This window comes from Coralloluteibacterium stylophorae, assembly GCF_018122625.2.
GTDB lineage: Bacteria > Pseudomonadota > Gammaproteobacteria > Xanthomonadales > Xanthomonadaceae > Coralloluteibacterium > Coralloluteibacterium stylophorae.
The window spans coordinates 130981-153482 of record NZ_JAGQFT020000009.1 but is presented as its reverse complement, the minus strand read 5'-3'; the positions used below and the strand labels follow the sequence as shown (position 1 = coordinate 153482).

The 22502-nt window shown below is 73.2% G+C and carries 26 protein-coding genes and 1 tRNA gene; 17 read left to right on the top strand and 10 right to left on the bottom strand.

From position 1 onward, the window contains the following. Nucleotides 1-71: 71 nt before the first annotated feature. The 4 genes from dusA to KB893_RS13805 all read left to right on the top strand — a co-directional run bounded on the left by dusA (nucleotide 72) and on the right by KB893_RS13805 (nucleotide 3777). Nucleotides 72-1094, top strand: coding sequence for a tRNA dihydrouridine(20/20a) synthase DusA (dusA, locus tag KB893_RS13820; RefSeq protein WP_211925261.1), 1023 nt, complete (start codon nucleotides 72-74; stop codon nucleotides 1092-1094). Between the two features lie 137 nt (nucleotides 1095-1231). Continuing rightward, nucleotides 1232-1570, top strand: coding sequence for a hypothetical protein (locus KB893_RS13815; protein ID WP_213173798.1), 339 nt, complete (start codon nucleotides 1232-1234; stop codon nucleotides 1568-1570). Between the two features lie 61 nt (nucleotides 1571-1631). After that, the gene (locus KB893_RS13810; RefSeq protein WP_213173797.1) at nucleotides 1632-2312 is read left to right on the top strand and encodes a response regulator transcription factor; all 681 of its coding nucleotides are present in this window, start codon (nucleotides 1632-1634) and stop codon (nucleotides 2310-2312) included. 85 nt (nucleotides 2313-2397) lie between these two features. Next, nucleotides 2398-3777, top strand: coding sequence for an ATP-binding protein (locus KB893_RS13805; protein ID WP_211926716.1), 1380 nt, complete (start codon nucleotides 2398-2400; stop codon nucleotides 3775-3777). Between the two features lie 10 nt (nucleotides 3778-3787). Here the strand turns inward: KB893_RS13805 and KB893_RS13800 are convergent, their stop codons facing one another. Both KB893_RS13800 and KB893_RS13795 read right to left on the bottom strand, forming a co-directional pair. Continuing rightward, entirely contained in the window at nucleotides 3788-4519 is a 732-nt protein-coding gene (locus KB893_RS13800) for a M90 family metallopeptidase (protein WP_211926717.1), read from the bottom strand. Between the two features lie 89 nt (nucleotides 4520-4608). Next, nucleotides 4609-4866, bottom strand: coding sequence for a hypothetical protein (locus KB893_RS13795; protein ID WP_211926698.1), 258 nt, complete (start codon nucleotides 4864-4866; stop codon nucleotides 4609-4611). 150 nt (nucleotides 4867-5016) lie between these two features. Between KB893_RS13795 and KB893_RS13790 the strand changes: the two genes are divergently transcribed. The 12 genes from KB893_RS13790 to KB893_RS13735 all read left to right on the top strand — a co-directional run bounded on the left by KB893_RS13790 (nucleotide 5017) and on the right by KB893_RS13735 (nucleotide 12778). Continuing rightward, nucleotides 5017-6063, top strand: a complete 1047-nt coding sequence (locus KB893_RS13790) for a biotin--[acetyl-CoA-carboxylase] ligase (protein ID WP_211926699.1) — start codon at nucleotides 5017-5019, stop codon at nucleotides 6061-6063. Between the two features lie 79 nt (nucleotides 6064-6142). Next, nucleotides 6143-6886, top strand: a complete 744-nt coding sequence (locus KB893_RS13785; RefSeq protein WP_211926700.1) for a type III pantothenate kinase — start codon at nucleotides 6143-6145, stop codon at nucleotides 6884-6886. A gap of 23 nt (nucleotides 6887-6909) precedes the next feature. Continuing rightward, entirely contained in the window at nucleotides 6910-7569 is a 660-nt protein-coding gene (locus KB893_RS13780; RefSeq protein WP_211926701.1) for an SPOR domain-containing protein, read from the top strand. 47 nt (nucleotides 7570-7616) lie between these two features. Then, nucleotides 7617-7692: transfer RNA gene (locus tag KB893_RS13775), tRNA-Thr, on the top strand. A 146-nt stretch (nucleotides 7693-7838) separates the two neighbouring features. Then, entirely contained in the window at nucleotides 7839-8243 is a 405-nt protein-coding gene (locus KB893_RS13770; protein ID WP_211926702.1) for a rhodanese-like domain-containing protein, read from the top strand. Next, entirely contained in the window at nucleotides 8240-9163 is a 924-nt protein-coding gene (gene rocF / locus KB893_RS13765; protein ID WP_211926703.1) for an arginase, read from the top strand. The genes KB893_RS13770 and rocF overlap by 4 nt, the downstream gene beginning before the upstream one ends. 145 nt (nucleotides 9164-9308) lie before the next feature. Then, a complete protein-coding gene (locus KB893_RS13760) occupies nucleotides 9309-9422 on the top strand; it encodes an entericidin A/B family lipoprotein (protein WP_377730426.1) in 114 nt (37 codons plus the stop codon). A gap of 41 nt (nucleotides 9423-9463) precedes the next feature. After that, on the top strand, nucleotides 9464-9607 hold the full coding sequence (locus KB893_RS13755) for an entericidin A/B family lipoprotein (RefSeq protein WP_211926705.1): 144 nt from the start codon (nucleotides 9464-9466) through the stop codon (nucleotides 9605-9607). Nucleotides 9608-9729: 122 nt separating this feature from the next. Continuing rightward, nucleotides 9730-11073: a tryptophan--tRNA ligase gene (locus tag KB893_RS13750; protein ID WP_211926706.1), complete on the top strand. Its 1344-nt coding sequence runs from the start codon at nucleotides 9730-9732 to the stop codon at nucleotides 11071-11073. Then, nucleotides 11070-11384, top strand: a complete 315-nt coding sequence (locus KB893_RS13745) for a hypothetical protein (protein WP_211926707.1) — start codon at nucleotides 11070-11072, stop codon at nucleotides 11382-11384. The genes KB893_RS13750 and KB893_RS13745 overlap by 4 nt, the downstream gene beginning before the upstream one ends. Next, the gene (locus KB893_RS13740; protein ID WP_211926708.1) at nucleotides 11377-11805 is read left to right on the top strand and encodes an HIT family protein; all 429 of its coding nucleotides are present in this window, start codon (nucleotides 11377-11379) and stop codon (nucleotides 11803-11805) included. The genes KB893_RS13745 and KB893_RS13740 overlap by 8 nt, the downstream gene beginning before the upstream one ends. 22 nt (nucleotides 11806-11827) lie before the next feature. Further along, nucleotides 11828-12778: an MBL fold metallo-hydrolase gene (locus KB893_RS13735; protein ID WP_211926709.1), complete on the top strand. Its 951-nt coding sequence runs from the start codon at nucleotides 11828-11830 to the stop codon at nucleotides 12776-12778. Nucleotides 12779-12783: 5 nt separating this feature from the next. Here the strand turns inward: KB893_RS13735 and KB893_RS13730 are convergent, their stop codons facing one another. Beyond that, nucleotides 12784-13167 (bottom strand): VOC family protein, encoded by a 384-nt coding sequence (locus tag KB893_RS13730; protein ID WP_211926710.1) that lies wholly within the window; start codon nucleotides 13165-13167, stop codon nucleotides 12784-12786. A gap of 142 nt (nucleotides 13168-13309) precedes the next feature. Between KB893_RS13730 and KB893_RS13725 the strand changes: the two genes are divergently transcribed. Next, nucleotides 13310-14974 (top strand): M28 family metallopeptidase, encoded by a 1665-nt coding sequence (locus tag KB893_RS13725; protein ID WP_211926711.1) that lies wholly within the window; start codon nucleotides 13310-13312, stop codon nucleotides 14972-14974. 12 nt (nucleotides 14975-14986) lie between these two features. On the opposite strand, the gene KB893_RS13720 is transcribed toward KB893_RS13725, so the two are convergent. The 7 genes from KB893_RS13720 to KB893_RS13690 form a co-directional block, all read right to left on the bottom strand. Continuing rightward, complete coding sequence (locus KB893_RS13720; protein ID WP_211926712.1) at nucleotides 14987-15796, bottom strand: DODA-type extradiol aromatic ring-opening family dioxygenase; 810 nt, start codon at nucleotides 15794-15796, stop codon at nucleotides 14987-14989. Nucleotides 15797-15894: 98 nt separating this feature from the next. After that, the gene (locus tag KB893_RS13715) at nucleotides 15895-16167 is read right to left on the bottom strand and encodes a hypothetical protein (protein WP_211926713.1); all 273 of its coding nucleotides are present in this window, start codon (nucleotides 16165-16167) and stop codon (nucleotides 15895-15897) included. 77 nt (nucleotides 16168-16244) lie between these two features. Beyond that, on the bottom strand, nucleotides 16245-16994 hold the full coding sequence (locus KB893_RS13710) for an SDR family NAD(P)-dependent oxidoreductase (protein WP_211926714.1): 750 nt from the start codon (nucleotides 16992-16994) through the stop codon (nucleotides 16245-16247). A 27-nt stretch (nucleotides 16995-17021) separates the two neighbouring features. Further along, nucleotides 17022-18446, bottom strand: coding sequence for a dihydrolipoamide acetyltransferase family protein (locus KB893_RS13705; protein ID WP_213173796.1), 1425 nt, complete (start codon nucleotides 18444-18446; stop codon nucleotides 17022-17024). 79 nt (nucleotides 18447-18525) lie between these two features. Continuing rightward, on the bottom strand, nucleotides 18526-19521 hold the full coding sequence (locus tag KB893_RS13700) for an alpha-ketoacid dehydrogenase subunit beta (protein ID WP_211928076.1): 996 nt from the start codon (nucleotides 19519-19521) through the stop codon (nucleotides 18526-18528). Continuing rightward, nucleotides 19518-20627, bottom strand: coding sequence for a pyruvate dehydrogenase (acetyl-transferring) E1 component subunit alpha (gene pdhA / locus KB893_RS13695; protein WP_377730429.1), 1110 nt, complete (start codon nucleotides 20625-20627; stop codon nucleotides 19518-19520). Before pdhA ends, KB893_RS13700 begins: the two co-directional genes overlap by 4 nt. Before the next feature lie 661 nt (nucleotides 20628-21288). Further along, nucleotides 21289-22260 carry an IS110 family RNA-guided transposase gene (locus KB893_RS13690; protein WP_211928281.1) on the bottom strand — a complete coding sequence of 324 codons (972 nt, stop codon included), beginning with the start codon at nucleotides 22258-22260 and terminating at the stop codon, nucleotides 21289-21291. Nucleotides 22261-22502: the final 242 nt, after the last annotated feature.

Below are 22502 nucleotides of genomic sequence, written 5' to 3'. Positions count from 1 at the left end.
AGCCTCCGGCGTGCGGGGCGCGGCGGTGGCGCGATAATGCGCGGCCGCCCGCATCGCGCCGCTGCCGCTCCATGACCGCATCCGTTCCCGCCGCCGCTTCGTCGTCCGCCTCCCCGGGATGGATGCTGTGCGTGGCGCCGATGATCGACGTCACCGACCGCCACTGCCGCCGCTTCCATCGCGAACTCGCCCCCGCCGCGCGGCTGTACACCGAGATGGTGCATGCGCAGGCGGTGCTGCGTGGCGACCGTGCGCGCCTGCTCGGCCACGATCCGGCCGAGCATCCGCTCGCCCTGCAGCTCGGCGGCAGCGCGCCCGCGGACCTCGCCGCCGCCGCGCGGGTCGGTGCCGACCTCGGCTACGACGAGATCAACCTCAACGTCGGCTGCCCCTCGGACCGCGTCCAGGCCGGTCGCTTCGGCGCCTGCCTGATGCGCGAGCCGGCGCTGGTCGCCGACTGCGTGGCGGCGATGCGCGCCGCCGTGCCCGCCGACGTGCCGGTGACGGTGAAATGCCGCCTCGGCGTCGACGAGCAGGACGACTACGAGGTCTTCCGCGCTTTCGTGGACACCGTCGCCGCGGGCGGCTGCACGGTGTTCGTCGTGCATGCGCGCAACGCCTGGCTGAAGGGTCTGAGCCCGAAGGAGAACCGCGAGATCCCGCCGCTGCGCTACGACTGGGCCTACCGGCTCAAGCGCGAGCGCCCGGCGCTCACCGTGGTGCTCAACGGCGGCATCGCGCGCGTGGAGGACGTGCGCGCGCACCTCGGGCACGTCGACGGGGTGATGCTGGGACGCGTCGCCTGGCACGAGCCCTACCGGCTTGCGGGGATCCAGCAGGCGCTCTTCGGCACCGAGCCGCCGACACGCGAGGCGGTCCTGCGCCGGCTGGAGCCGTACCTGCGCGCCCGCGCTGCGCATGGGGACCCCGTCGCCGCGCTGGTCAAACCGCTCCTCGGCCTGTTCCACGGCGAGACCGGCGGGCGCGCCTTCCGCCGCGTGCTGAGCGAGAACGCGCACCGCAGCGCCGACGCCGCCGCGCTCGTGGCCATGGCCGTCGAGGCCACCCGCCGGCACGCGGCGGCCGGGGCCTGAGCGCCAGCTCAACGCGCCGCGCCGGCGGCGGTCGCCGAGGCCTGTCATTTCAGAACGGGTTCACCGCCCCGGCAGCAGACTTGCGGCCGGTGAAGAGCATCTTCACCAAACCCCTACCTCCTCGTACCATGACCCGCATGCGCCTGGTTCGAACGCATTCGCTCATCGCCGCATCGCTGATCGCCGCCGGCTTCGGCGCCACGGCCGCACAGGCCCAGCAGGTGCGGCCGGTCGGCGCGGCCATGGGCGCGGCCAGCCCGTCGTCGCTGCGCGAGTCGATCCGGCGGGTCGAGCGCGAGACTGGCGGCGAGGTGCTGCAGGCCCGGCCCACGCCGTGGAACGGGCGCGAGGTCAACCGGGTGAAAGTGCTGACGCCGGAAGGCCGCGTGCGGGTGGTCACCGACGACCCTCGACAGGCCTCGGCGGAGCGCGAGCGGCGACGTCGCGATTCACGTAGTCGCGACGACGGACGCTGAAGCTTGAACATGCGGGCGGCCATCACCGGCCGCCTTCTTACATCCGGACGGGAGGACACTGATGCGCATCATGCTGGTCGAGGACGAAGCGCCACTGCGCGAGACCCTTGCAGCGCGCCTGAAGCGCGAGGGTTACGCGGTCGACGCGGCCAGCGATGGTGAGGAAGGTCTCTATCTCGGGCGCGAGGTGCCGTTCGACGTCGCGATCATCGACCTCGGCCTGCCCAAGATGTCGGGCATGGATCTGGTCCGTGCGCTGCGCGGCGAGGGCATGAAGTTCCCGATCCTGATTCTGACCGCGCGTTCGAGCTGGCAGGACAAGGTCGAGGGCCTGAAGTACGGGGCCGACGACTATCTGGTCAAGCCGTTCCACGTCGAGGAACTGCTCGCGCGGATCAACGCCCTGATGCGCCGCGCCGCGGGCTGGAGCAAGCCCTCGCTGGAGTGCGGCCCGATCCATCTCGACCTCGCCGCGCAGACGGTGGCGGTGGAGGGCAGCACGGTCGACCTGACCAGCTACGAGTACAAGGTGCTCGAATACCTGATGCTGCATGCCGGCGAGCTGGTCTCGAAGGCCGACCTCACCGAGCACATCTACCAGCAGGACTTCGACCGCGATTCCAACGTGCTCGAGGTCTTCATCGGCCGCCTGCGCAAGAAGCTCGATCCCGAGGGCGAGCTCAAGCCGATCGAGACGGTGCGCGGCCGGGGCTACCGCTTCGCGATTCCCCGCAACGAGTGATCCGGCGCCCGCGCGCCCACCGCCGCGCCCCGGCGCGGCGGCCCCTTACCAGGTCGTCCGCGTGAGGTTCTTCCGTACCCTGTCGCTGCAGGCGCGCCAGCTGCTGGCGGCGAGCCTCGGCTTCGTCGCCTTTCTCGGCGTCACCGGCTTCGCGCTGGATCGCGCCTTCGTCGAGGTCGCCGAGAACGGCCTGCGCGAACGGCTCAAGAGCTACGCCTACGCCTACCTGGGCAGCATGGAATTCCAGCGCCGCAGCAACGCGCTGGTGCCGCCGGAGTATCCGCCCGATCCGCGCTTCGACCGTCCGCGCAGCGGCCTGTACGCGGTGATCACCGGTGCGGTGCAGTGGCGCTCGCCGTCGGCGATGACATCGGGCCAGATGCTGCCCGAGCTGTTCGTGCTGCCGCTCAACACCGAGACCTTCGAGGGCCCGCTGCCCTCGGCCGACGCCGCCGCGAACTCCAACCTCGCCGCGGGTCAGTTCTACGTCTATGCGCGGGGCGTGGGCTGGGAGGACGGCGACAACGCCATCGACTACACCCTGCTGGTGATCGAGGACGCCGCGGCGATCGACCGCCAGATCAACATCTTCCGCCGCGCGCTCTGGGTCTACCTCGGCGGCGCCGGCATCCTGCTGCTGATGCTGCAGACCGGCGTGCAGCGCTGGAGCCTGCGTCCGCTGCGCCGCGTCGTCGGCGAGCTGGCCCATGTGCAGCGCGGCGGCGCGCAGGGCATGTCCGGCGAGCATCCGCGCGAACTCGAGCCGCTGACCGAGAGCATCAACGCCTTCATCGTCAGCGAGCGCGAGCACCTCGACCGCTACCGCAACACCCTCGCCGACCTCGCCCACAGCCTGAAGACGCCGCTGGCGGTGCTGCGCTCGCGACTGGAAAGCGAGACCGACGACCGCGCGTTCCGCGAGGAGGTCGCCAACCAGATCCAGCGCATGAGCGACCTGGTTTCCTACCAGCTGTCGCGCGCGGCCACGACCGGCCACCAGCTGTTCGCCGCGCCGCTGGAGATCACGCCCATCGCCGAGGAGATCGTGCGCAGCCTGGAGAAGGTATACGCGGCCAAGGGCGTGCTCTGCGAATTCGAGATCGACGAGGGCGCGCGTTTCCATGGCGAGCCCGGAGATCTGCAGGAACTGCTCGGCAACCTGCTCGAGAACGCGTTCAAGTGGGCGCGCAAGCGCGTCCTGCTGGTGGTGGCGCGGGTCGACGGCGGCGACCGCCGCGACGGCGTGCAGTTCTCGATCGAGGACGACGGTCCCGGCATCCCGCCGGAGCAGGTCGACCGCCTGCTGCAGCGCGGGGTGCGCGGCGACGAGCGCGTGCAGGGCCACGGCATCGGGCTGGCGATCGTGCAGGACCTGGTGCGCGCCTACCGCGGCAACCTGATGGTCTACGAATCCACCGAACTCGGCGGCGCACGCTTCCTGGTCACGATCCCGCCGGGACTGTGAGCGGCGGACCTCAGGCGAAGGGCGAGCGGCCGTAGAAGCGGTGCAGGTGGTCGGCGACGGCCGGCATCGCGCCCCGCAGCAGCGCCGGCGCGGAGAAGTGGTACTCGCTGGTGACGGCGAAGAACTCGTCCGGGCCCTCGGCGGCGTAGGCATCGATGCCGCGGTCATCGCCGGCGTCGACGTCGGCGCAGAAGGCGTCGTAGGCCTGCTGGAAATCGCGCGCCCAGGCGCGCTGCCAGTCGCGCGGCAGCAGCGGGGTGCCGTCCAGCACGCCATCGAGCAGGTCGAGCTTGTGCGCGACCTCGTGCACCGCCACGCAGCAGCCGCCCTCGGGGTCGTCGAGATCGCCCTCGACGTCGCGCCAGGACAGGATCAGCGGACCGTCGCTCCAGGCCTCGCCGGCGAGTTCGTCCTCCCATTCGGTGAGCACGCCGGTGGCGTCGTCGTGGTGGCTGCGGTTCACCCGGAACGCGTCGGGATAGACGATGAGCTGCGACCAGCCGCGCAGGCCGTCGAAACCGAACTCCAGCACCGGCAGGCAGCACAGCGCGGCCAGGACGTGGCGCTGGCGGGCGTCGAGCGTCAGCGCGCCGGCCGCGGTCACGGTCTTGGTGGCGAGGAAGCGGGCGGCGAGCGCGCGTAGCCGCGCCTGGCGCTCTGCATCGAGCCGTCCGACGAGGGCGACGTCGGCGCAGACGTGGCGCCATTCGGCATCGCCGAGCTGCGGGGTCGGTGCGGCGATGCCGACCCGGCGTGCGAGGCCGGAGAACAGGGACGAGAGCACGGGGCGAACCGACCGCCCGCGCGGGCGGCACGGCCCGCGCGGATGTCTCAGCGGAACATGCCCGGCAGGACGCTGTGCCAGCGCAGCGGCGAGGAGCGCGGCACGACCGCGTCGCCGCCCGGTACGGCGGCTGGTCGCGCCGCCGGCGTGGCGGCCGGATGCGCGGGTTCGCGTGCCGGCTCCGTGACCGTCTGGCCGCTGCCGGCACCGTCGGGGCAGCGGCGCTCGCCGTGCGTCGCGCCCGCATCGGCCGCAAGCGCCTCCGGGATGGCGATGATGGCGAGCAGCAGGAGGAGCTTGTTCACGGAATCCTCGCAGGAAGGGCGGGCACGTGTCGGCCCTGTGAAGGCAGGGCAGCGGCCGATGCTAGCAGGTTCCGGGCGCGCTGCAGGGCAGCGGCGACGGCCGGGCCGCTTTGGGTCACACTTCGGGCCTTCGACGTTTCCCGAGCCGCGATGCGATCCCGCGCCGACTCCCAGCCCGCCTGCGCCACGACGGTTGCCGATCCGCTCGAACGGGCCTTGCTCGCGCGCCTGCTCGCCGGCCCCGTCTCCGGCGCCGAGCTGGCCGCGGCGGCCGGAGTGACGCGCGCTGCGGTCTGGAAGCGGGTCGAGGCGCTGCGTGCGCAGGGCGTCGACGTGGAGGCGCGGGCCGGCACCGGGTACAGCGTGCCGGCGGGATTGGCCGCGCTCGGCCTGCTGGATCCGGACGCGATCCGGGCCGCGGCCGGCGCGGCGCTGCACGGCCGCCTCGACGCGCTCCGGGTGGCCTGGAGCATCGACTCGACCAGCAGCGCCCTGCTGCGCGACGCGCAGGCCGGCGACGGCAGCGTGCTGCTCGCCGAGCGCCAGAGCGGCGGTCGCGGCCGCCGCGGCCGCGCCTGGGCCTCGCCGCTGGCGGCGCATGTCTACCTCTCGCTGCTGCGCCGCTTCGAACTGCCGCCGGTGCGCCTGGGCGGCCTGAGCATCGTCGTCGGCATCGCCTGCGCGCATGCGCTGCGCGGGTTTGGGTTCGGCCAGGTGGGGCTGAAGTGGCCGAACGACGTGGTGGTGGTGCGCGACGGCGTGCTGCACAAGCTCGGCGGGATCCTGGTCGAGTTCGGCGGCGAGGCCGGCGGGCCGGTGCGCGCGGTGATCGGCATCGGCATCAACGGGCGCATGCCGACCTCGGTCGCGGCCACGCTCGACCAGCCCTGGACCGACCTGGCCACGCTCGCCGCCGGCGCGCCGCCGTCGCGCTCGGCCGTCGCCGGCGCGGTGCTGGCATGCCTGGTGCCGGCGCTGGATCGGTTCGCGCAGGAGGGGCTGGCACCGTTCCTGGAGGCGTACGCCGGGCTCGACGTGCTCGCGGGGCAAGCGGTGACGATGCTCGGCGGCGCGCGGACGGACGAGGGCGTGGCCTGCGGCATCGGCGAGGACGGCGCCCTGCGCGTGCGGCACGCCACCGGCATCCGTGCCTGGCACTCCGGCGAGGTCAGCGTGCGGCTGGCGGGCGTGACGTGACGCGCGTCGCTGGGGCGTCGCACGCGCGCCGACTATCCTTGCCGCCCCGCCTGCGGACGAGGCCGCGCCCACCATCGCCATGACCTGGCTGATCGATCTCGGCAACACGCGCCTGAAGTGGGCGCGTCTCGATGGGAGCGGCGGCGGCCTCGTCGATCGTGGCGCGCTCGCGCACATGGACGCGGACTTCGAGCCGGCCTTCGATGCCGCGCTGGGCGCGCTGCCGCGGGCCGATGTCGCGCTGCTGGCCTCGGTCGCCGGCGACGACCTGACCGCGCGGGTGAGCGCGCTGGTCGCGCGCCACGGCGTGCCCGGCGAGCGGGTCCGCACGCGGGCGGAGCTGGCCGGCGTGCGGGTGGCCTACGCGATGCCGTCGCGGCTCGGCGTCGACCGCTTCCTGGCCCTGCTCGGCGCCCATGCGCGCGGCGCCGGGCCGTGGCTGGTCGCGAGCGTCGGCACCGCGCTGACGATCGACGCGCTCGGCGAGGACGGGGTGCACCGCGGTGGGCTGATCGCGCCTTCGCCGGGGCTGATGCACGCGGCGCTCGGCGAACGCGCGCCGCAGCTGCACCTCGCGCCCGGCCGCTGGGTCGATTTCGCCGACGACACCGTCGATGCGCTCACCAGCGGCTGCCTGGGCGCCGCGGCGGCGCTGGTCGAGCGCAGCCGGGCGCGCGCCACCGCACTGTTCGGCCGCCCCCCGTGCCTGCTGCTGTCCGGCGGCGGCGCGCAGGCGCTGGCGCCCGGCCTCGACAGCCCGCATGTCGCCGCGCCGGACCTCGTGCTCGAGGGGCTGGCGCGCTACGCCGCCCACGTCGCCTGAGCCGCCACGGAGAGACCGTCCCGATGCTTGCGCGTTCGCTCGTGGTCCTGCTGGTGGCGATGAACCTCGGCGCCGCCGCCTGGTGGATCGGCCACCGCGCGCCGCCGCCGGCGGCTCCGCCGCCGCCACCCGCCGACGTGCCGGCGCTGGTCCTGCTCAGCGAGGCGGAGCCGCGCGACCTCGCGGTGCCGGAAGCCGAGACCGCGGCCGCGCCGGAACCCCTGACCGCCGCCCCGCTCTGCCTCAGCCTGGGCCCGCTGCAGACCCCGGCGGACGCGCGCAGGATCGTCGATGCGCTGGGGACGGCCGTCGCGCGCAGCCGCACGCGCGAGGTCGCCGGCGAGACGCTGCGCGGCTATCGCGTCTACCTGCCGGCGTCGCCGACCCGCGAGGCGGCGCTGGCCACCGCGCGCGAGCTCGCCGCGCGCGGCATCCAGGACTACTACGTGGTCACCGCCGGTGCGCAGCAGAACACGGTGGCGCTGGGCCTGTTCCGCGACCTGTCCAACGCCGAGGCGCGCCGCGACGCGGTGCGCGCGCTCGGCTATGCGCCGGTCCTCGAACCCCGCACCGAGCCCGGTTCGCAGTGGTGGGTGGACATCGCCGCCGCCGCGGACTTCGACTGGCGCGCGGGCCTGGGCGGCTACTCCAGCCTGCAGGCGCGCGCGATCGACTGCTTCTGATCCGCACCGGGCCGCGAGGCACCGGTCGCGCTAGAATCTGCGGCCCGGCCGGCATAGCTCAGTTGGTAGAGCAACCGCCTTGTAAGCGGTAGGTCCTCAGTTCGAGTCTGAGTGCCGGCACCATGTCCATGTGCGGGCGCACATGAGTCGCCATGGCCGCGCGGCTAGACTGCCGCGCCATCGCGCCGCCGGCACGCATCGTGCGACGCCGTCCCGCGCACGCCGCGGCAGCCCCGCGCGGCGGCCATCTGCGACCGGAGGAATCCGCCATGTTCCGCCTCCTCTTCGCGGCGTGTCTCGCCATCGCCGCGGCTCCCGCCACCGCAGGCGAGGCGCTCGCGCCGCGTGCGCTCGCCGCCGCGCAGGCCTCGGCCGATGCCCCGCAGGTGGTGGACGCGCGCTCGCCGGAGGAGTACGCCGCCGGCCACGTCCCCGGCGCGGTGTCGATCCCGCACGACGCCGACCTGTCGGGCCTCGCGCTCGATCGCGGCCGCGACGTCGTCGTGTACTGCCGCAGCGGGCGACGCGCGCAGGTGCTCGCCGAGGCCCTGCTGGCCCGCGGCTTCCGCGTCGACCATCTCGACGGCGACTTCCCGGCCTGGGAGGCCGCCGACCTGCCCGTGGTGCGCGGTCCCGCGCCGGGCGCCCCTTCCGAAGGAGAACCAGCACGATGACTCGAACCCACCCGCCCCTGTCCGTGATCGGCGTGCCCACCGACATCGGCGCCGGCCATCGCGGCGCATCGATGGGGCCCGAGGCCCTGCGCGTGGCCGGCCTGCTCGAGGCCCTGCGCGAGCGCGGTCTCGAGGTGCACGACCGCGGCAACCTCGGCGGGCCGCACAACCCGTGGCTGCCGCCGGTCGAGGGCTATCGCCATCTCGATGCGGTGGTGGCGTGGAACCGGGCGGTGTTCGAGGCCGTCTCGGCGGAGCTCGAGCGCGGCCACTTCCCGGTGATGCTGGGCGGCGACCACTGCCTGGCGATGGGCTCGGTGGGCGCGGTGGCGCGGCACTGCCGCAAGGCCGGCAAGCGCCTGCGCGTGCTGTGGCTGGACGCGCACGCCGACTTCAACACCAGTCAGATCACCCCCACCGGCAACGTCCACGGGATGCCGGTGGCCTGCCTGTGCGGCGTCGGCCCCGAGGTGCTGACGACCCTGAGCGGGCCGGCGCCGGCGATCGAGCCGCACGAAGTCAAGCAGGTGGGCATCCGCTCGGTCGACGCCGGCGAGAAGCGGCTGGTCAAGCAGCACGGCATCGATATCTACGACATGCGCCACATCGACGAGCACGGCATGCGCCGCACGATGGAGCAGGCGCTCGCGGACATGGGCGACGACACCCACCTGCACGTGAGCTTCGACATCGACTTCCTCGACCCCGGCATCGCGCCCGGCGTCGGTACCACCGTGCCCGGAGGCCCGACCTACCGCGAGGCGCAGCTGGTGATGGAGATGATCGCCGACAGCGGCCGCCTGGCGTCGCTGGACATCGTCGAACTCAACCCCGCCTACGACGACCACAACCGCAGCGGCCGGCTGGCGGTGGACCTGGTCGAGAGCCTGTTCGGCAAGTCGACGCTGATGCGCGACTGAGGACGCTCGCCCGGCTCGCCTGCGCTTGACGCCTGCTTCACCGGTGGGTCAACAAGCTGAATTCGTGCGCCGCGGCATCCGCCCGGCGCCGTCTTCCACCCCACACCGAGGCGAGTCGACCATGACCTTCAAGAAGTCCGTCCTGATGCTGCTGCTTGCCGGTTTCGTCGTGTCCTTCCTCCCTGCCTGCAACACCGTCGAAGGCGCCGGCCGCGACATCCAGGGCGCAGGCGAGGAGATCGAGGACGCGGCGAACTGAGGCGTCGCGCCCGCGCGGCCACCACCCACAGAGGCTCACCCATGAAGAAGACCATCCTGATGCTCCTGCTCGCCGGCTTCGCGGCGTCGTTCCTGTCGGCCTGCAACACCGTCGAAGGCGCCGGCCGCGACGTGCAGGGCGCCGGCGAGGCGATCGAGGATTCGGCGCAGCGCCACAACGACTGATCCAGTCGTTCCACGCAGCACCCGACGGGCCGCACATGCGGCCCGTCGTCGTTCGCGGGGCCCGGCGCGGCGCGGACGTCGCTTACACTGCGCGATCCGAGCCGTTCCTGACGTTCCCGCACATGCGCACGACCCGCGTCCTCACCGGCATCACCACGTCCGGCACGCCGCACCTGGGCAACTACGTCGGCGCGATCCGCCCCGCGATCCGCGCCAGCCGCGCCGAGGACGTCGACAGCTTCTTCTTCCTCGCCGACTACCACGCGCTGATCAAGGTCGACGATCCCGCGCGCGTGGCGCGTTCGCGTCTGGAGATCGCGGCGACCTGGCTGGCCTGCGGCCTGGATCCGGAGCGGGTCACCTTCTACCGGCAGTCCGACATCCCCGAGATCCCGGAGCTGACCTGGTACCTGACCTGCGTCGCCGCCAAGGGCCTGCTCAACCGCGCGCACGCCTACAAGGCCGCGGTGGACCGCAACGCCGAGGCCGGCGAGGATGCCGATGCCGGCGTCACCGCGGGCCTGTACATGTACCCGGTGCTGATGGCCGCCGACATCCTCGCCTTCAACGCGCACAAGGTTCCGGTCGGGCGCGACCAGATCCAGCACATCGAGATGGCGCGCGACCTCGGCCAGCGCTTCAACCATCTCTACGGCGCGGCGTGGCGGGCGGCCGGCGGCGGGGGCGAGCCCTTCGTGCTGCCCGAGGTGGTGATCGAGGAGAACGTGGCGACGCTGCCCGGCCTCGACGGCCGCAAGATGTCCAAGAGCTACGACAACACCATCCCGCTGTTCGCGGAGCCGGCCACGATCCGCAGGCTGATCGCCTCGATCGTCACCGATTCCTCGGCGGCCGATGCGCCCAAGGACACGTCGTCCAACGTGTTCCAGATCTACCAGGCCTTCGCCGATGCCGACGAGACCGCGGCGATGCGGCGCGCCTACGCGGACGGCATCTCCTGGGGCGAGGCCAAGCAGGCGCTGGCCGAGCGCATCGAGAGCGAGGTCGCGCCGATGCGCGAGCGCTACCGCGAGCTGATGGCGCGGCCCGACGACATCGAGGCGATCCTGCACGCCGGCGCCGCGCGCGCGCGCGCGCTGGCGACGCCGCTGCTGGAACGGCTGCGGCGCACCGTCGGCCTCGGATCGCTGCTCTCGGCGGCCACGTCGGGCGGCAGCGCGGGTGCACGGCGTGCGCTGCCCGGCGTCAAGCAGTACCGGGAGGACGACGGCTTCCGCTTCAAGCTCGTCGGCGGCGACGGCGCCACGCTGGTCACCAGCGTCGCCTTCGCCTCGCCGCGCGAGTGCGGCCAGGCGCTGGCGCGGCTGCGCCGCGAGGGCCTGGCCGGCGTCGACCGCGCCCAGCTCGCCGAGGCCGACGGCATCGATGCCGATGCGGTCGCCGCCGCGCTCGCCGAACTCGCCGCCGACGAGGCCGCACGCGCGCAGGCCAAGGGCGCGGCATGAACGCCGCGGTCGAGCTCAATCTCGCGTTCATCCTGTTCGTCCCCTGGTTCCTGATCCTGGGCGCGCTGTTCTGGATGTACCCGCGGCCGGCGCGCCGCAGCGGCGCGCGGCTCGGCTTCGATCTCGGCGCACTGCTGGTGGCGGTGGTGGCCAGCGTGCTGGCGACGCAATGGGGCTACGCGCTGGGCGCGGCCGCGCCCGAGGTCGGCGCGATCTGGCGGCAGGTGCTGGCCAGCCTCACCTCCTACGCCGCATTCCTGGTCGTGCTGCTGATCGCCTGGCCGCTGCGCGCGAGGGTGGTGCGTGGCTGAGGCGCCGGCCTGCGTCTTCTGCGCGATCGTGGCCGGTCGCGCCGCGGCCAGCATCGTCCATCGCGATGCGCTGTGCACCGCCTTCATGACCATCGAACCCCTGGCCATCGGGCATACGCTGGTGGTGCCGAACGCCCACGCGACCGACCTCGCCGAGCTGCCGTCGGCGAGCGCTGGACACCTGTTCCAGGTCGCCCAGCGCATCGTCGCCGCGCAGCGCGCCAGCACCCTGCGCTGCGAGGGCGCGAACCTGCTGATGTGCGACGGCGCGGCGGCCGGGCAGACCGTATTCCACGTCCATCTGCACGTCAGTCCGCGCCATGCGGGCGATGGCATCGTGATGCCGCACGCGGCCGGCCCCGCTGCGCGCGCGGAGCTCGACGCCGCGGCGGCGGCGCTGCGTTCGGCGCTCGCCACCTGAGCACACCGGTTCCGGAGGATCCATGTCCAGCCCGCACGGCATCCACCTCATCGACACGCTGTACCAGCAGCCGCGCTTCTGTGCCGCCTACCTGATCGCCGAGCGCGGACGCGCGGCCTTCGTCGACACCGGCACCGCGCATTCGCTGCCGCAGCACCTGGCGGCGCTGGAGGACGCCGGGCTCGGCGTGGAGGACGTCGACTGGGTGATCCTGACCCACGTCCACCTCGATCACGCCGGCGGTGCCGGCGCGCTGATGCGCGTGCTGCCGAACGCGCGGCTGGTGGTGCACCCGCGCGGTGCGCCGCACATGGTCGACCCGGCGCGCCTGATCGCCGGCGCCACCGCCGTCTATGGCGAGGCGGAGATGGCGCGCAGCTACGGCGAGATCCTGCCGGTGGAGGCCGGGCGCGTGGTCGAGGCGCCCGACGGCCACGTCGTCGAGCTGGCCGGTCGGCGCCTGGAATGCCTGGACACGCCCGGCCATGCGCGCCACCACCTGTGCGTGTGGGACGCGGCCAGCCGCAGCGTGTTCAGCGGCGACACCTTCGGCCTGTCCTACCGGGAGTTCGACCTCGCCGATGGCACGCCCTGGGTGATGCCGACCTCCTCGCCGGTGCAGTTCGAGCCGGAGGCCCTGGTCGCCTCCATCCGCCGCATCCTCGCGCTCGATCCCGGGTCGGTCTACGTCACCCACTACGGCCGCGTCGGCGACGTGCGCCGCCTCGCCGGCGAGCTGGTCGGGCAGGTGGAGGCGATGGCGGCGCTCGCGCGCCGGATCGATGCGGAAACGGGTTCGGTCGGGGAGCGCCACGCGCGGCTGAAGGCGGCCCTGGCGGCGCTCTACCTGGACCGCCTGGGTGCCCACGGCAGCACGCTCGACGCCGACGCCATCGACGCGCAGATCGCCGGCGACATCGAGCTCAACGCCCAGGGCCTGGGCGTGTGGCTGGACCGCGCAAAGCGCGCCTGACGGTTTCAGTCCCAGCGGTTGAGGTGCGGGCCGAACGGCGTGCGCTGCTGGCGGACGATGCAGAAGCGATGCCCGCTCGGTGCCTCCATCACCCACCAGCGCTTGACGAAGCCGATGCGGCGCGCACCCAGGGCCTCCAGCCGGTCGGCCTCGGCGTCGATGTCGTCGCTCTCGATGTCGAGGTGCACACGCGCCGGATGGTCGACCTTCTGCAGCAGCAGGATCGGCTCGTCGGCGGCGGTCTCCAGCTCCGCGTAGCGGCCGTCGCCGTCCGCATCCGGCGTGGCCACCGGCTTGCCGAGGGCGGCGCTCCAGAAGCGCAGCGAGGCGTCGAGATCCCCGACCGGGCAGTCGAGCACGAGGGTGGACAGGCGGCTGTGGTGGGCCATGCGCGGACTCCTGGGTGGCGGGTGTAGCGATGGTTGCGCGGATCGTCGGCGCCGCGGCGAACGCACCGACATGCGGCGTGCCCGGGGGCGGCGCGGGCATCGCGTAGGCTTGGCGGTCCTGCCTTGCCGACCGGAGCCGCCGATGCGCCTCGTCCCGCTGTCCCTCGCCGTGGTCCTCGCCCTGCCCGCGCTCGCCCTCGCCGCGCCGCCTCTGCCGGGCGGCGGCATCTCCGGCGACAGTCTCGCCCGCGACATCGGGACGCTGGCCTCCGATGCGTTCGAGGGCCGTGCGCCGGGCACCGCGGGCGAGGACCGGACCGTCGACTACCTGGTCCGGCGCTTCCGCGAGGCCGGGCTCGAGCCGGCGGGCGAGGACGGCGGCTGGACCCAGACCGTGGAACTCGTGCGCAGCGAGATCGAGGGCACGCCTGCGCTGTCGATCGCGGTCGAAGGCGAGCGCCAGGCCCTGACCCAGGGCGAGGAGATCGCGGTGGAGACCCTGCGCCCGGGCGCGCGCGTGCACCTGGAGGATGTGCCGCTGGTGTTCGTCGGCTACGGCGTGCATGCCCCGGAACTCGGCTGGGACGACTACGCCGGGCAGGACCTGCACGGCAAGGTCGCCGTGGTGCTGGTCAACGATCCCGATTTCGAGACGCCCGAACCGGGCCTGTTCGGCGGCCGCGCGATCACCTACTACGGGCGCTGGAGCTACAAGTACGAGGAGGCCGCGCGACGCGGCGCGGCGGGCGTGCTGATCGTGCACGAGACCGCGCCGGCGGCCTATCCCTGGGCGACGGTGCGCGCCGGCCGGCTCGGCCCGCAGTACGACATCGTCCGCGACGACGCGGAAGCCGCGCACGTGCCGGTGCGCGGCTGGATCCAGCGCGATCTCGCCGAGTCGCTGTTCGCCCGCGCCGGTCTGGATCTCGAGGCGCAGAAGCGCGCGGCGCAGCGCAAGGGCTTCGTGCCGGTGCCGCTGGCCGAGGCGACCTTCTCCGCCGACTTCGGCGTCGAGCGCTCGCGCATCACCAGCCGCAACGTGCTGGGCCTGCTGCCCGGCGACGCGCGGCCGGAGGAGACGGTGGTGGTCTCCGCGCACTGGGACGCGCTGGGCAAGGACGAAGGCGGCGGCGACGGCGACCCGGTGCACCACGGCGCGGTGGACAACGCCACCGGCACCGCCTCGCTGATCGAGCTGGCGCGCGTGTTCGCCGCGGGCGAGCGCCCGGACCGGTCGCTGCTGTTCCTGGCCACCACCGCGGAGGAGAGCGGCCTGCTCGGGGCCATGTACTACGCCGCCAACCCGCTGCGCCCGCTCGCGACCACCGCCGCCGACATCAACATGGAGATGTGGAGCCCCGACGGCCCGACCCACGACATCTCGACCTGGGGCATGGGCCACGTCTCGCTGGAGCGCGACGTCGCCGCCGCGGCCGCGGTGGACGGCCGGCGCTGGTCGCCGGACCCGAAGCCGGAAGCCGGCTTCTTCTACCGCGCCGACCACTTCGCATTCGCCAAGGCCGGCGTGCCCGCGATCACCGTCGGCCCCGGCATGGACCAGCTCGAGGGCGGCACCGCCGAGGGCGAGGCCGACCGCGCGGCCTATTTCGCCACCGCCTACCACCAGGCCGCCGATACCTACGACGCGGACTGGGACATGCGCGGCCCGGTCACGGACCTCACCACCGTCTACCGGCTGGTGGAGGACATCGCCAACGATGCCGGCTGGCCGCAGTGGGATGCGGGCTCCGAGTTCGAGGCCGAGCGCGCCGGGAGCGCGGCCGCACGCGCGGCCGCCGGGGACTGAAGGGCTGCCGGCTCAGTCGAACCGGAACGCGGAGACGGTCGTCTCCATCACGCGGTCGCTGAAGATGCGCCGGCCCGCGCCGGCGGGCGCGGCGCCGGCGGCGACCATCAGCGGCAGGAGGTGCTCCTCGGCCCGCGGCGGATGCGCCAGCCGTGCATCGGGCGCCTCGCTCCAGGCGGCCAGCCGCGTGGCGCGCACGCCGGGCGCGGCCTCGACCGCCGCGCCCAGCCAGGCATCGAAGCGGTCGGACACGGGCCCGAAGCGGGCATCGCCGTAGCCGCGCATGTTGTGGAAGCTCATGCCGCTGCCGACGATCAGCACGCCGTCGTCGCGCAGCGGCGCGAGCGCCCGCCCGGCATCGAGATGCGCCTGCGCATCCAGGTCGCCGCGCAGCGAGAGCTGCAGGACCGGGATGTCGGCGTCGGGCGCGACCAGCATGAGCGGGATGAACACGCCGTGGTCCCAGCCGCGCGCGGCGTCCTGCGCCGCCGGCAGGCCGGCGCCGGCGAGCAGGCGCGCGACGGTGGCGCCCAGCGTGGGCTCGCCGCGGGCGGGGAAGGTCAGCCGGTAGGTGTGCCGCGGGAAGCCGTGGTAGTCGTAGATCAGCGTCGGCGCCGCCGCCGTGCCCACCGTGAAGCGCGGCGCCAGCCAGTGCCCGGAGACTACGAGGATCGCCCGCGGTCGCGCCGGCAGCGTGGCCAGCAGCCCGCGCAGGAAGTCCGCCATCCGGTCCCAGGTGCCGGGCGGATTCCAGTCCATGAAGAAGCAGGGCCCACCGCCGTGGGGGATGTAGAGCGTGGGCTGGCGCGGGGCCGCGGGCATGGTCGGGTCCGGTGCGGATGGGCGCCGGCCACCTTGCGGACGCCGCCGCCGCGGACCAAGGCCCGTGCGGCGGACGCTGCGTCCGGCGGCGTGGTGCGTCAGTCCTCGGCCGGCGGCCGCGACTGGTGCTCGAGGCCGTACTTCTGGAACTCGTAGACCAGGATGCGCGCCTGCTCCAGGCCGACCTCGGCGACGTCCTCGCGGGACGCGCCCTCGACGTTGGCGATGCGCTGCGCGGGCATGCAGCGCACGCCCTCGGGATTGGCGATGTCCACGCGCAGCTCCCACGCCGCGTCGGCCTCGGCGCGGTGCGCGCGGATGGTGATCGCGTAGTCCTCGTAGGTCTCGTGGCGGGTGAAGCGTTCGGTCACGGGCGTCTCCGGGCGGCGGGGACGCAGCACCCTACGCCAGTCGCGCGTGTCCGGCACGTCCAGGATGCGGGTGCGGGTCAGAGGCTCTGGCCGCCGTCGACCGCGAGCACCTGCCCGGTGATCCATCGCGCCGCCGGCGCGCACAGGAACAGCGCCGCGGCGGCCACGTCCTGCGGGGCACCGAAGCCGCCGAAGGGAATGCCGTCGCGGACGCGGGCGTAGAGCGCCGGGTCCTCCGCGCGGCGTCGCGCCCACAGCCCGCCGGGGAACTCGATCGAGCCCGGCGCGATGGCGTTGACCCGGATCCGCTGCGGCGCGAGTTCGGCGGCCAGCGTGGCGGTGTAGTGGTTCACCGCGGCCTTGGCGACGGAGTAGGCCATCGCCCGTGGGGTCGCGCGGATGCCGTTGATCGAGCTGATGTTGAGGATCGCCGGATGCGCGCTGCGCGCCAGGTGCGGCAGCGCGTGGCGGTTGCAGCGCACCGCGGCCATCAGGTCGACCTCGACGCTGGCGCGCCAGCCCTCCTCGCCGGCGCCGCTGCCGAAGCCCGAGGCGTTGTTCACCACCACGTCGAGCCCGCCCAGCGCCGCGGCCGCCTGCGCGACCATGCGCTCGATGTCGCTGGCGACGGCGAGATCGCAGGCGAACGCGTGCACGGGGTGGCCGTGGCGGGCGAGCGCGTCGCGCGCGGCCTCGAGGCCGGTCGCACCGCGGGCGCAGATCGCCACCGCCGCGCCGGCCCGCGCGAACGCATCGGCGATGGCCAGGCCGATGCCGCGGCTGCCGCCGGCGACGAGGACGCGGAATCCGGTGGGCAGCTCGGTCATGGCGGTCGCTCCGGGCCGGTGCACGCGTCAGCGCGCGCGGCGCAGGTCGTCGAGCAGGGCGCGCAGGAAGCGCGCGGCCTCGCCGCCGGTGGCGGCGCGATGGTCGAAGGTCAGCGAGATCGGCATGATCCGGTGCGTCTCCAGCCCGCCCATCACCGGCACCACCTCGTGGAACAGGCGGCCGGCGCCGATGATCGCCACGCAGGGCGGCACCACCACGGGCGTCGCGTACTTGCCGGCGAACACGCCGAAATTCGACAGCATGATCGTGTAGTCGCGCATCTCCTCGGGTGGGATGGTGCGCGCCGTGGCCTGCTCGCGGATGCGGGTGATGCCGGCGCGGACCTGGCCGGGCTGCAGCCGCTCGCAGTTGCGCAGCGCGCTGACCAGGAGCCCCTCGGGCGTATCGACGGCGATGCCGACGTCGACCCGCGAATGCCGGCGCAGCGTGCCCTCGCCGGCGTTGAGCCAGGCGTTGAGCGCCGGCTCGGCCTCCGCGGCCACGGCGATCGCGCGGATCAGGCGCGCCATGATGTCCTCGCCCGGCGCCCAGGCATGGATGTCGGCGTCGTCCATGAGCGTGGTCGGCACCACCTCGGCGTGCGCCTGGCTCATCGTCCGCACCATGTTGCGGCGCAGGCCGCGGATCGGGGCGTCGACGTCCTTCTGCGGCGCGGCGCCGCCGGCCTCCGCCGCGCGGGCCGCGGGAGCCGGATCCGGGCTGGCCGGCGCCGTCCGCGCAGGCGCGGGCGCGGGCGCTGCCCGGTCGCGCGGGGCCTCGGTGCGCGGGGCGCCGCGTCCGCGCGGTTCGAGCCGCGCGCTGCCGTCCTCGGCGGCACGACGCACGTCGGCCAGGGTGATGGTGCCGTCGGCGCCGCTCGGCGTGACCCGCGCCAGGTCGACCTTGAGCTTGCGCGCCTGCGCGCGCACCGCCGGCATCGCGCGTACGCCGCCCACGCTGCCGGCGCGCTCGGCGTGGACGCGGTCGGAGGCCTCCATCGCGCCGACCACGGTGCCAGCATCCGCGCGCTCGGCGGGTTCGGCATCGGACTCGGCGAGCACGCCGCCGTCGTCGGAGGCGACCACGCTCGTATCGGCCGCGTCCGCGTCCGGGGCGGTCGTCGCGGACGGCGTGCCGGTGCCCTTGCCTGGCGCAGGGCCGTGGCCGTGGCCGGTGGCTTCGGCATCGGCGCGCTGCGGCGCCGACGCGTCGAGTTCGAATTCCGCCAGCACCGCGCCGGTCTGGATCACGTCGCCCGGGCCGCCGGCCAGCGCCACCACCGTGCCGGTGAAGGGCGAGGGCACGTCGACCACGGCCTTGGCCGTCTCCATCGACACCAGCGGAGCGTCGAGGGCGACGCTGTCGCCCACCTTGACGTGCCACTCCACGATCTCGGCGTCGGGCAGGCCCTCGCCGAGGTCGGGCAGGTGGAAGGCTTTCTTCTCGCTCATCGAAACTCTCCCGCGCAGCGCGCGTCTGATGCGGTGGGGGCTGGCGTCGCGCGGCGGCCGCGGGACGGCCGCCGCGCGGTCAGCCCGCGTCGAGGGTGCGCCGGGCCGCGGCGACGATGCGCTCCACGCTCGGCAGGTACTTCATCTCGAGGCGGAACAGCGGGATCGGCACGTCGTAGCCGGTCACCCGCTCCACCGGCGCGAGCAGGTCGTACATCGAGTGCTCGGCCAGGCGCGCGGCGATCTCCGCGCCGAAGCCGCCGGTGCGCGCGGCCTCGTGCACGATCACGCAGCGGCCGGTCTTGGCCACCGACTCGGCGATGGTGTCGAAGTCCAGCGGCTTCAGCGTCGCGACGTCGATGACCTCGGCGCTGATGCCCTCGGCCTCGAGCGCGTCGGCGGCCTCGAGTGTCTCCTTCACCTGTGCGCCCCAGGTCACCAGGGTCACGTCGCTGCCGTCGCGCAGGACGAAGCACACGTCCAGCGGCAGCGCCTCGCCGTCGTCGGCCACCGCCTCCTTGTACTGGCGGTAGATGCGCTTGGGCTCCATGAAGATGACCGGATCCGGGTCCCGGATCGCCGCCAGCAGCAGGCCGTAGGCGCGCTGCGGCGAGGACGGCAGCACCACGCGCAGGCCGGGGATGTTGGTGAACATCGCCTCGTTCGCCTCGGAGTGGTGCTCGGGCGCGCGGATGCCGCCGCCCCAGGGCACGCGCAGCACCATCGGGCAGGTCAGCCGCCCGCGCGTGCGGTTCCGGAAGCGCGCGGCGTGGCAGACGATCTGGTCGAGCATCGGGTAGACGAAACCATCGAACTGCACCTCCGCCACCGGCTTCATGCCCTGGCTGGCGAGGCCGACGGTGAGCCCGGCGATGGTGGTCTCGTCCAGCGGCGTGTCGAGCACGCGCATCTCGCCGAAGGTCTTCTGCAGCCCTGCGGTGGCGCGGAACACCCCGCCGTTGACGCCGACGTCCTCGCCCAGCACCAGCACGCTCTCGTCGTTGCGCAGCTCCCAGGCCAGCGCCTGGGTGATCGCCTCGATCAGGGTGATGTTGTTGACCGCCGTCGCGCTCATCGCCGCGCCTCCCGGGCCACGACCTCGGCCCGCTGCGCGGCGAGATCCTCGGGCATCTCGCCGTAGATGTGGTCGAACATGCTCTCCACCGGCTGCGCGCGGCTGCCGAGATAGGCGTCGACCTCGGCGTCGATCTCGCGCCCGCACTCGGCCTTCCACTCGGTCTCCTCGGCCTCGCTCCACGCCTTCTGCGCGATCAGCCAGGTGCGCAGGCGCTTCATCGGCTCGCGCTCCCAGGCCGCCTTGACCTCGTCGTCCGGCCGGTAGCGGCGCGCGTCGTCGGCGGTGGTGTGGTCGGAGAGCCGGTAGGTGACGAACTCGATGACGCTGCCGCCGTGGCCGTTGCGCGCGCGCTTGAGCGCATGGTCCATGGCCGCGTGCACCGCGATGATGTCGTTGCCGTCGACCTGCAGCGATTCCAGGCCGCCGGCGAGGCCCTTCTGCGCCAGCGTCTTCGCGCCGGTCTGCGCCGAGCGCGGCACCGATATCGCCCACTGGTTGTTGATGATGCACTGGATGAACGGCAGCCCGTAGGCGCCGGCCGAGTTGATGGCCGCGTAGGTGTCGGTCTTGGAGCTGCCGCCGTCGCCGACGCAGGCCACGCCCACGCGTGGCTCGCCGCGCAGCTTGAAGGCCAGCGCCGCGCCGGCCGCGTGCAGGCACTGGGTGCCGATCGGCACGCACCAGGGATAGTCGTGCGGCGGGCCGGCGAAGTCGTTGCCGCGCTCGTCGCCGCCCCAGTACATCAGCACGTCGCGCGGGCGCACCCCCCGCATGAACTGGGCGCCGTACTCGCGGTAGCTGGGTGCGAGCACGTCGTCGTACTGCATCGCCGCGCCGATGCCGATGTGGGTGGCCTCGTGGCCGAGGCAGGAAGCGTAGGTGCCCAGCTTGCCGGTGCGCTGCAGGGCGATCGCCTTGGTGTCGAAGCTGCGCACCCGCAGCATCTGCTTGTACAGCTCGACCAGCCGCGCGGGGTCGCGGGCGAACTCAGGCAGGTCGTCCCGCACCAGGCGCCCGTCGGCGTCCATGTACTGCAGGTACTCGATCTCGAACGTCGCGACGGTAGTCAAGCTGCCTCCTCGGCCGACGGCAAACCCCACCATGGTAGGGAGCGCGCGCATCCGGGGCGAGCTGCGGTGCAGCGATCGCGGCCGCACGAGGCTTGTCGGTGCGTGCCGGCGGTAGTTGTCGTTTCGTGCCAGCACGCGCGTTGGCGTGGTTCCGAGCCGCGATCGGTGGCGCCGGCGGGACCTGTCGGCCCGCGATTGCGGGAGCGCGCTGTGGGAGGGGCTTCGGGCCCGACCGGGGCTGCAGGTCGTTCCTCCCCCGGTCGCGGCTGAAGCTGCTCCCACAAGAGCGCAAGCGCACTGCGTCGCGTCGCCCGGCATGCCATTCTCTCGCCCACTTTTCTCCAGGGGAAAAGTGGGTCGGGCGCCCGCAGGGACCTGCGGAGCAGGAGCAAGAGCTTCCGAAGCCCTGCGGGCTCCGGGTCACTTCTTCTTTGCTTGCCCAAAGAAGAAGTAACCAAGAAGAAAGGGCACCCCGGGCGGCACGCCTGCAGCGCTGCGCGCCGCGGGTGCGCGATCGCCTTCCGGGCGTTTCCCACGCGGCATCCTGCCGCGAGGAAAACGTCGCGGGCGTCCATGCCCGCGCCCGCTGCGCGGCTGATCCTCCAGGCGCTCGCCGTGCCTCACGGGGACCCGAAGAGCGAAGGGCAACGGCAACAGCAGAGCAGGCTTGCAGTCGTAGATACCGTCTTGCCTCCTACCTGGCAACGGCTCTTGCAGGATCGAATGGCTGACCTGACTTGAGCACGCCGTAGACGATGCGCAGCAGCCTGCGCATGGCGGCGCAGATGATCTGCTTGGCGCATTTGCCGCGCAGTTTCAGGCGTTGTTTGAGCGCCTGCAGCACCGGGTTGTGGCTGAGCGCCACCAGCGCCGGCATGTACAGGCCACGACGCAACCGTGCCGAGCCGATGCGCGAGATGCGCACGTGGCCGCGGTAGGTGCCGGACTCCTGCAGTTTCGGGTTGAGGCCGGCGAAGGCGGTCACCGCGCCGGCGTCGCGGAACCGCGTCGCATCCCCGAGCTCGGCCAGCAGCAGCGCGGCGGTGCGCTGCGCGATGCCGTCGATGCTCACCAGCAGGTCGCGGCGCTGGCGCAGCGTCGGGTCGTTGTCGATGTGGTCGTCGATCTCGCGCTGGATCCGGTCGATCTCCGAGCGCAGGTGCGCCAGCACCTGCTGGATCGAGCCGTCCACATTCGCCGACGCCACGTCCAGGCGGTTCTGCTCCATCTGCGCCATCTCCTGCAGGTCCTGCAGGCGCCGGACCAGGGCGCGCAGGCGCTTGAGCGCCGGCGGATCGGGCTGCCAGGGCCGCAGCTGGTCGAGATGGCGCTGGGCGTAGGTGGCAAGCAGCTTGGCATCGGTGCGGTCGGTCTTGACCCGCTGCAACTGGCTCTTGGCATAGCTGGCCACCTGCGCCGGGTTGAGCACGGCCACCCGGTAGCCGAGGCCATGCACGTACTCCGCCAGCGCCTCGTGGTAGCTGCCGGTGGCTTCCATCACCACCCAGGCGTCGGATGCCACGTGCTGCGCCAGCCAGGCGTGCAGGAGCTTGAAACCGGCCTCGTCGTTGCGCAGCCGGGCCTTGGTGCGGTGCTTGCCGTTGGGCAGGGGCGTGGCGAGATCGAAGCTGCGCTTGGCGACATCGACGCCCACGAGCTGGCTCATTTGCTTCCTCCGTCAGTGCGATCAGACACGATCATCACTGCGCCCGGTCCGCCCTTGTGGATGCGAGTTCACGCCGCTGGCGGACTCTGGATACCGTTCGGACTCGTGTGGGCGAGTGTGGAGGGGGGAGCACGATCTACGATGCAAGCTCGATGGCTTCAGGAGCGGCTCGGGCGTCCCACCCTCCCCCGATGATCGGTCGGGGACAGTGCCCCTTCATCGGGGCGCTGTCGAGATACAAG

Excerpts from the sequence above, each read along its gene's own strand:
- dusA (WP_211925261.1), top strand. The coding sequence starts at position 72 with ATGACCGCATCCGTTCCCGCCGCCGCTTCGTCGTCCGCCTCCCCGGGA.
- KB893_RS13815 (WP_213173798.1), top strand. The coding sequence starts at position 1,232 with ATGCGCCTGGTTCGAACGCATTCGCTCATCGCCGCATCGCTGATCGCC.
- KB893_RS13810 (WP_213173797.1), top strand. The coding sequence starts at position 1,632 with ATGCGCATCATGCTGGTCGAGGACGAAGCGCCACTGCGCGAGACCCTT.
- KB893_RS13790 (WP_211926699.1), top strand. The coding sequence starts at position 5,017 with ATGCGATCCCGCGCCGACTCCCAGCCCGCCTGCGCCACGACGGTTGCC.
- KB893_RS13785 (WP_211926700.1), top strand. The coding sequence starts at position 6,143 with ATGACCTGGCTGATCGATCTCGGCAACACGCGCCTGAAGTGGGCGCGT.
- KB893_RS13780 (WP_211926701.1), top strand. The coding sequence starts at position 6,910 with ATGCTTGCGCGTTCGCTCGTGGTCCTGCTGGTGGCGATGAACCTCGGC.
- KB893_RS13770 (WP_211926702.1), top strand. The coding sequence starts at position 7,839 with ATGTTCCGCCTCCTCTTCGCGGCGTGTCTCGCCATCGCCGCGGCTCCC.
- rocF (WP_211926703.1), top strand. The coding sequence starts at position 8,240 with ATGACTCGAACCCACCCGCCCCTGTCCGTGATCGGCGTGCCCACCGAC.
- KB893_RS13760 (WP_377730426.1), top strand. The coding sequence starts at position 9,309 with ATGCTGCTGCTTGCCGGTTTCGTCGTGTCCTTCCTCCCTGCCTGCAAC.
- KB893_RS13755 (WP_211926705.1), top strand. The coding sequence starts at position 9,464 with ATGAAGAAGACCATCCTGATGCTCCTGCTCGCCGGCTTCGCGGCGTCG.
- KB893_RS13750 (WP_211926706.1), top strand. The coding sequence starts at position 9,730 with ATGCGCACGACCCGCGTCCTCACCGGCATCACCACGTCCGGCACGCCG.
- KB893_RS13745 (WP_211926707.1), top strand. The coding sequence starts at position 11,070 with ATGAACGCCGCGGTCGAGCTCAATCTCGCGTTCATCCTGTTCGTCCCC.
- KB893_RS13735 (WP_211926709.1), top strand. The coding sequence starts at position 11,828 with ATGTCCAGCCCGCACGGCATCCACCTCATCGACACGCTGTACCAGCAG.
- KB893_RS13730 (WP_211926710.1), bottom strand. The coding sequence starts at position 13,167 with ATGGCCCACCACAGCCGCCTGTCCACCCTCGTGCTCGACTGCCCGGTC.
- KB893_RS13725 (WP_211926711.1), top strand. The coding sequence starts at position 13,310 with ATGCGCCTCGTCCCGCTGTCCCTCGCCGTGGTCCTCGCCCTGCCCGCG.
- KB893_RS13720 (WP_211926712.1), bottom strand. The coding sequence starts at position 15,796 with ATGCCCGCGGCCCCGCGCCAGCCCACGCTCTACATCCCCCACGGCGGT.
- KB893_RS13710 (WP_211926714.1), bottom strand. The coding sequence starts at position 16,994 with ATGACCGAGCTGCCCACCGGATTCCGCGTCCTCGTCGCCGGCGGCAGC.
- KB893_RS13705 (WP_213173796.1), bottom strand. The coding sequence starts at position 18,446 with ATGAGCGAGAAGAAAGCCTTCCACCTGCCCGACCTCGGCGAGGGCCTG.
- KB893_RS13700 (WP_211928076.1), bottom strand. The coding sequence starts at position 19,521 with ATGAGCGCGACGGCGGTCAACAACATCACCCTGATCGAGGCGATCACC.
- pdhA (WP_377730429.1), bottom strand. The coding sequence starts at position 20,627 with ATGGTGGGGTTTGCCGTCGGCCGAGGAGGCAGCTTGACTACCGTCGCG.
- KB893_RS13690 (WP_211928281.1), bottom strand. The coding sequence starts at position 22,260 with ATGAGCCAGCTCGTGGGCGTCGATGTCGCCAAGCGCAGCTTCGATCTC.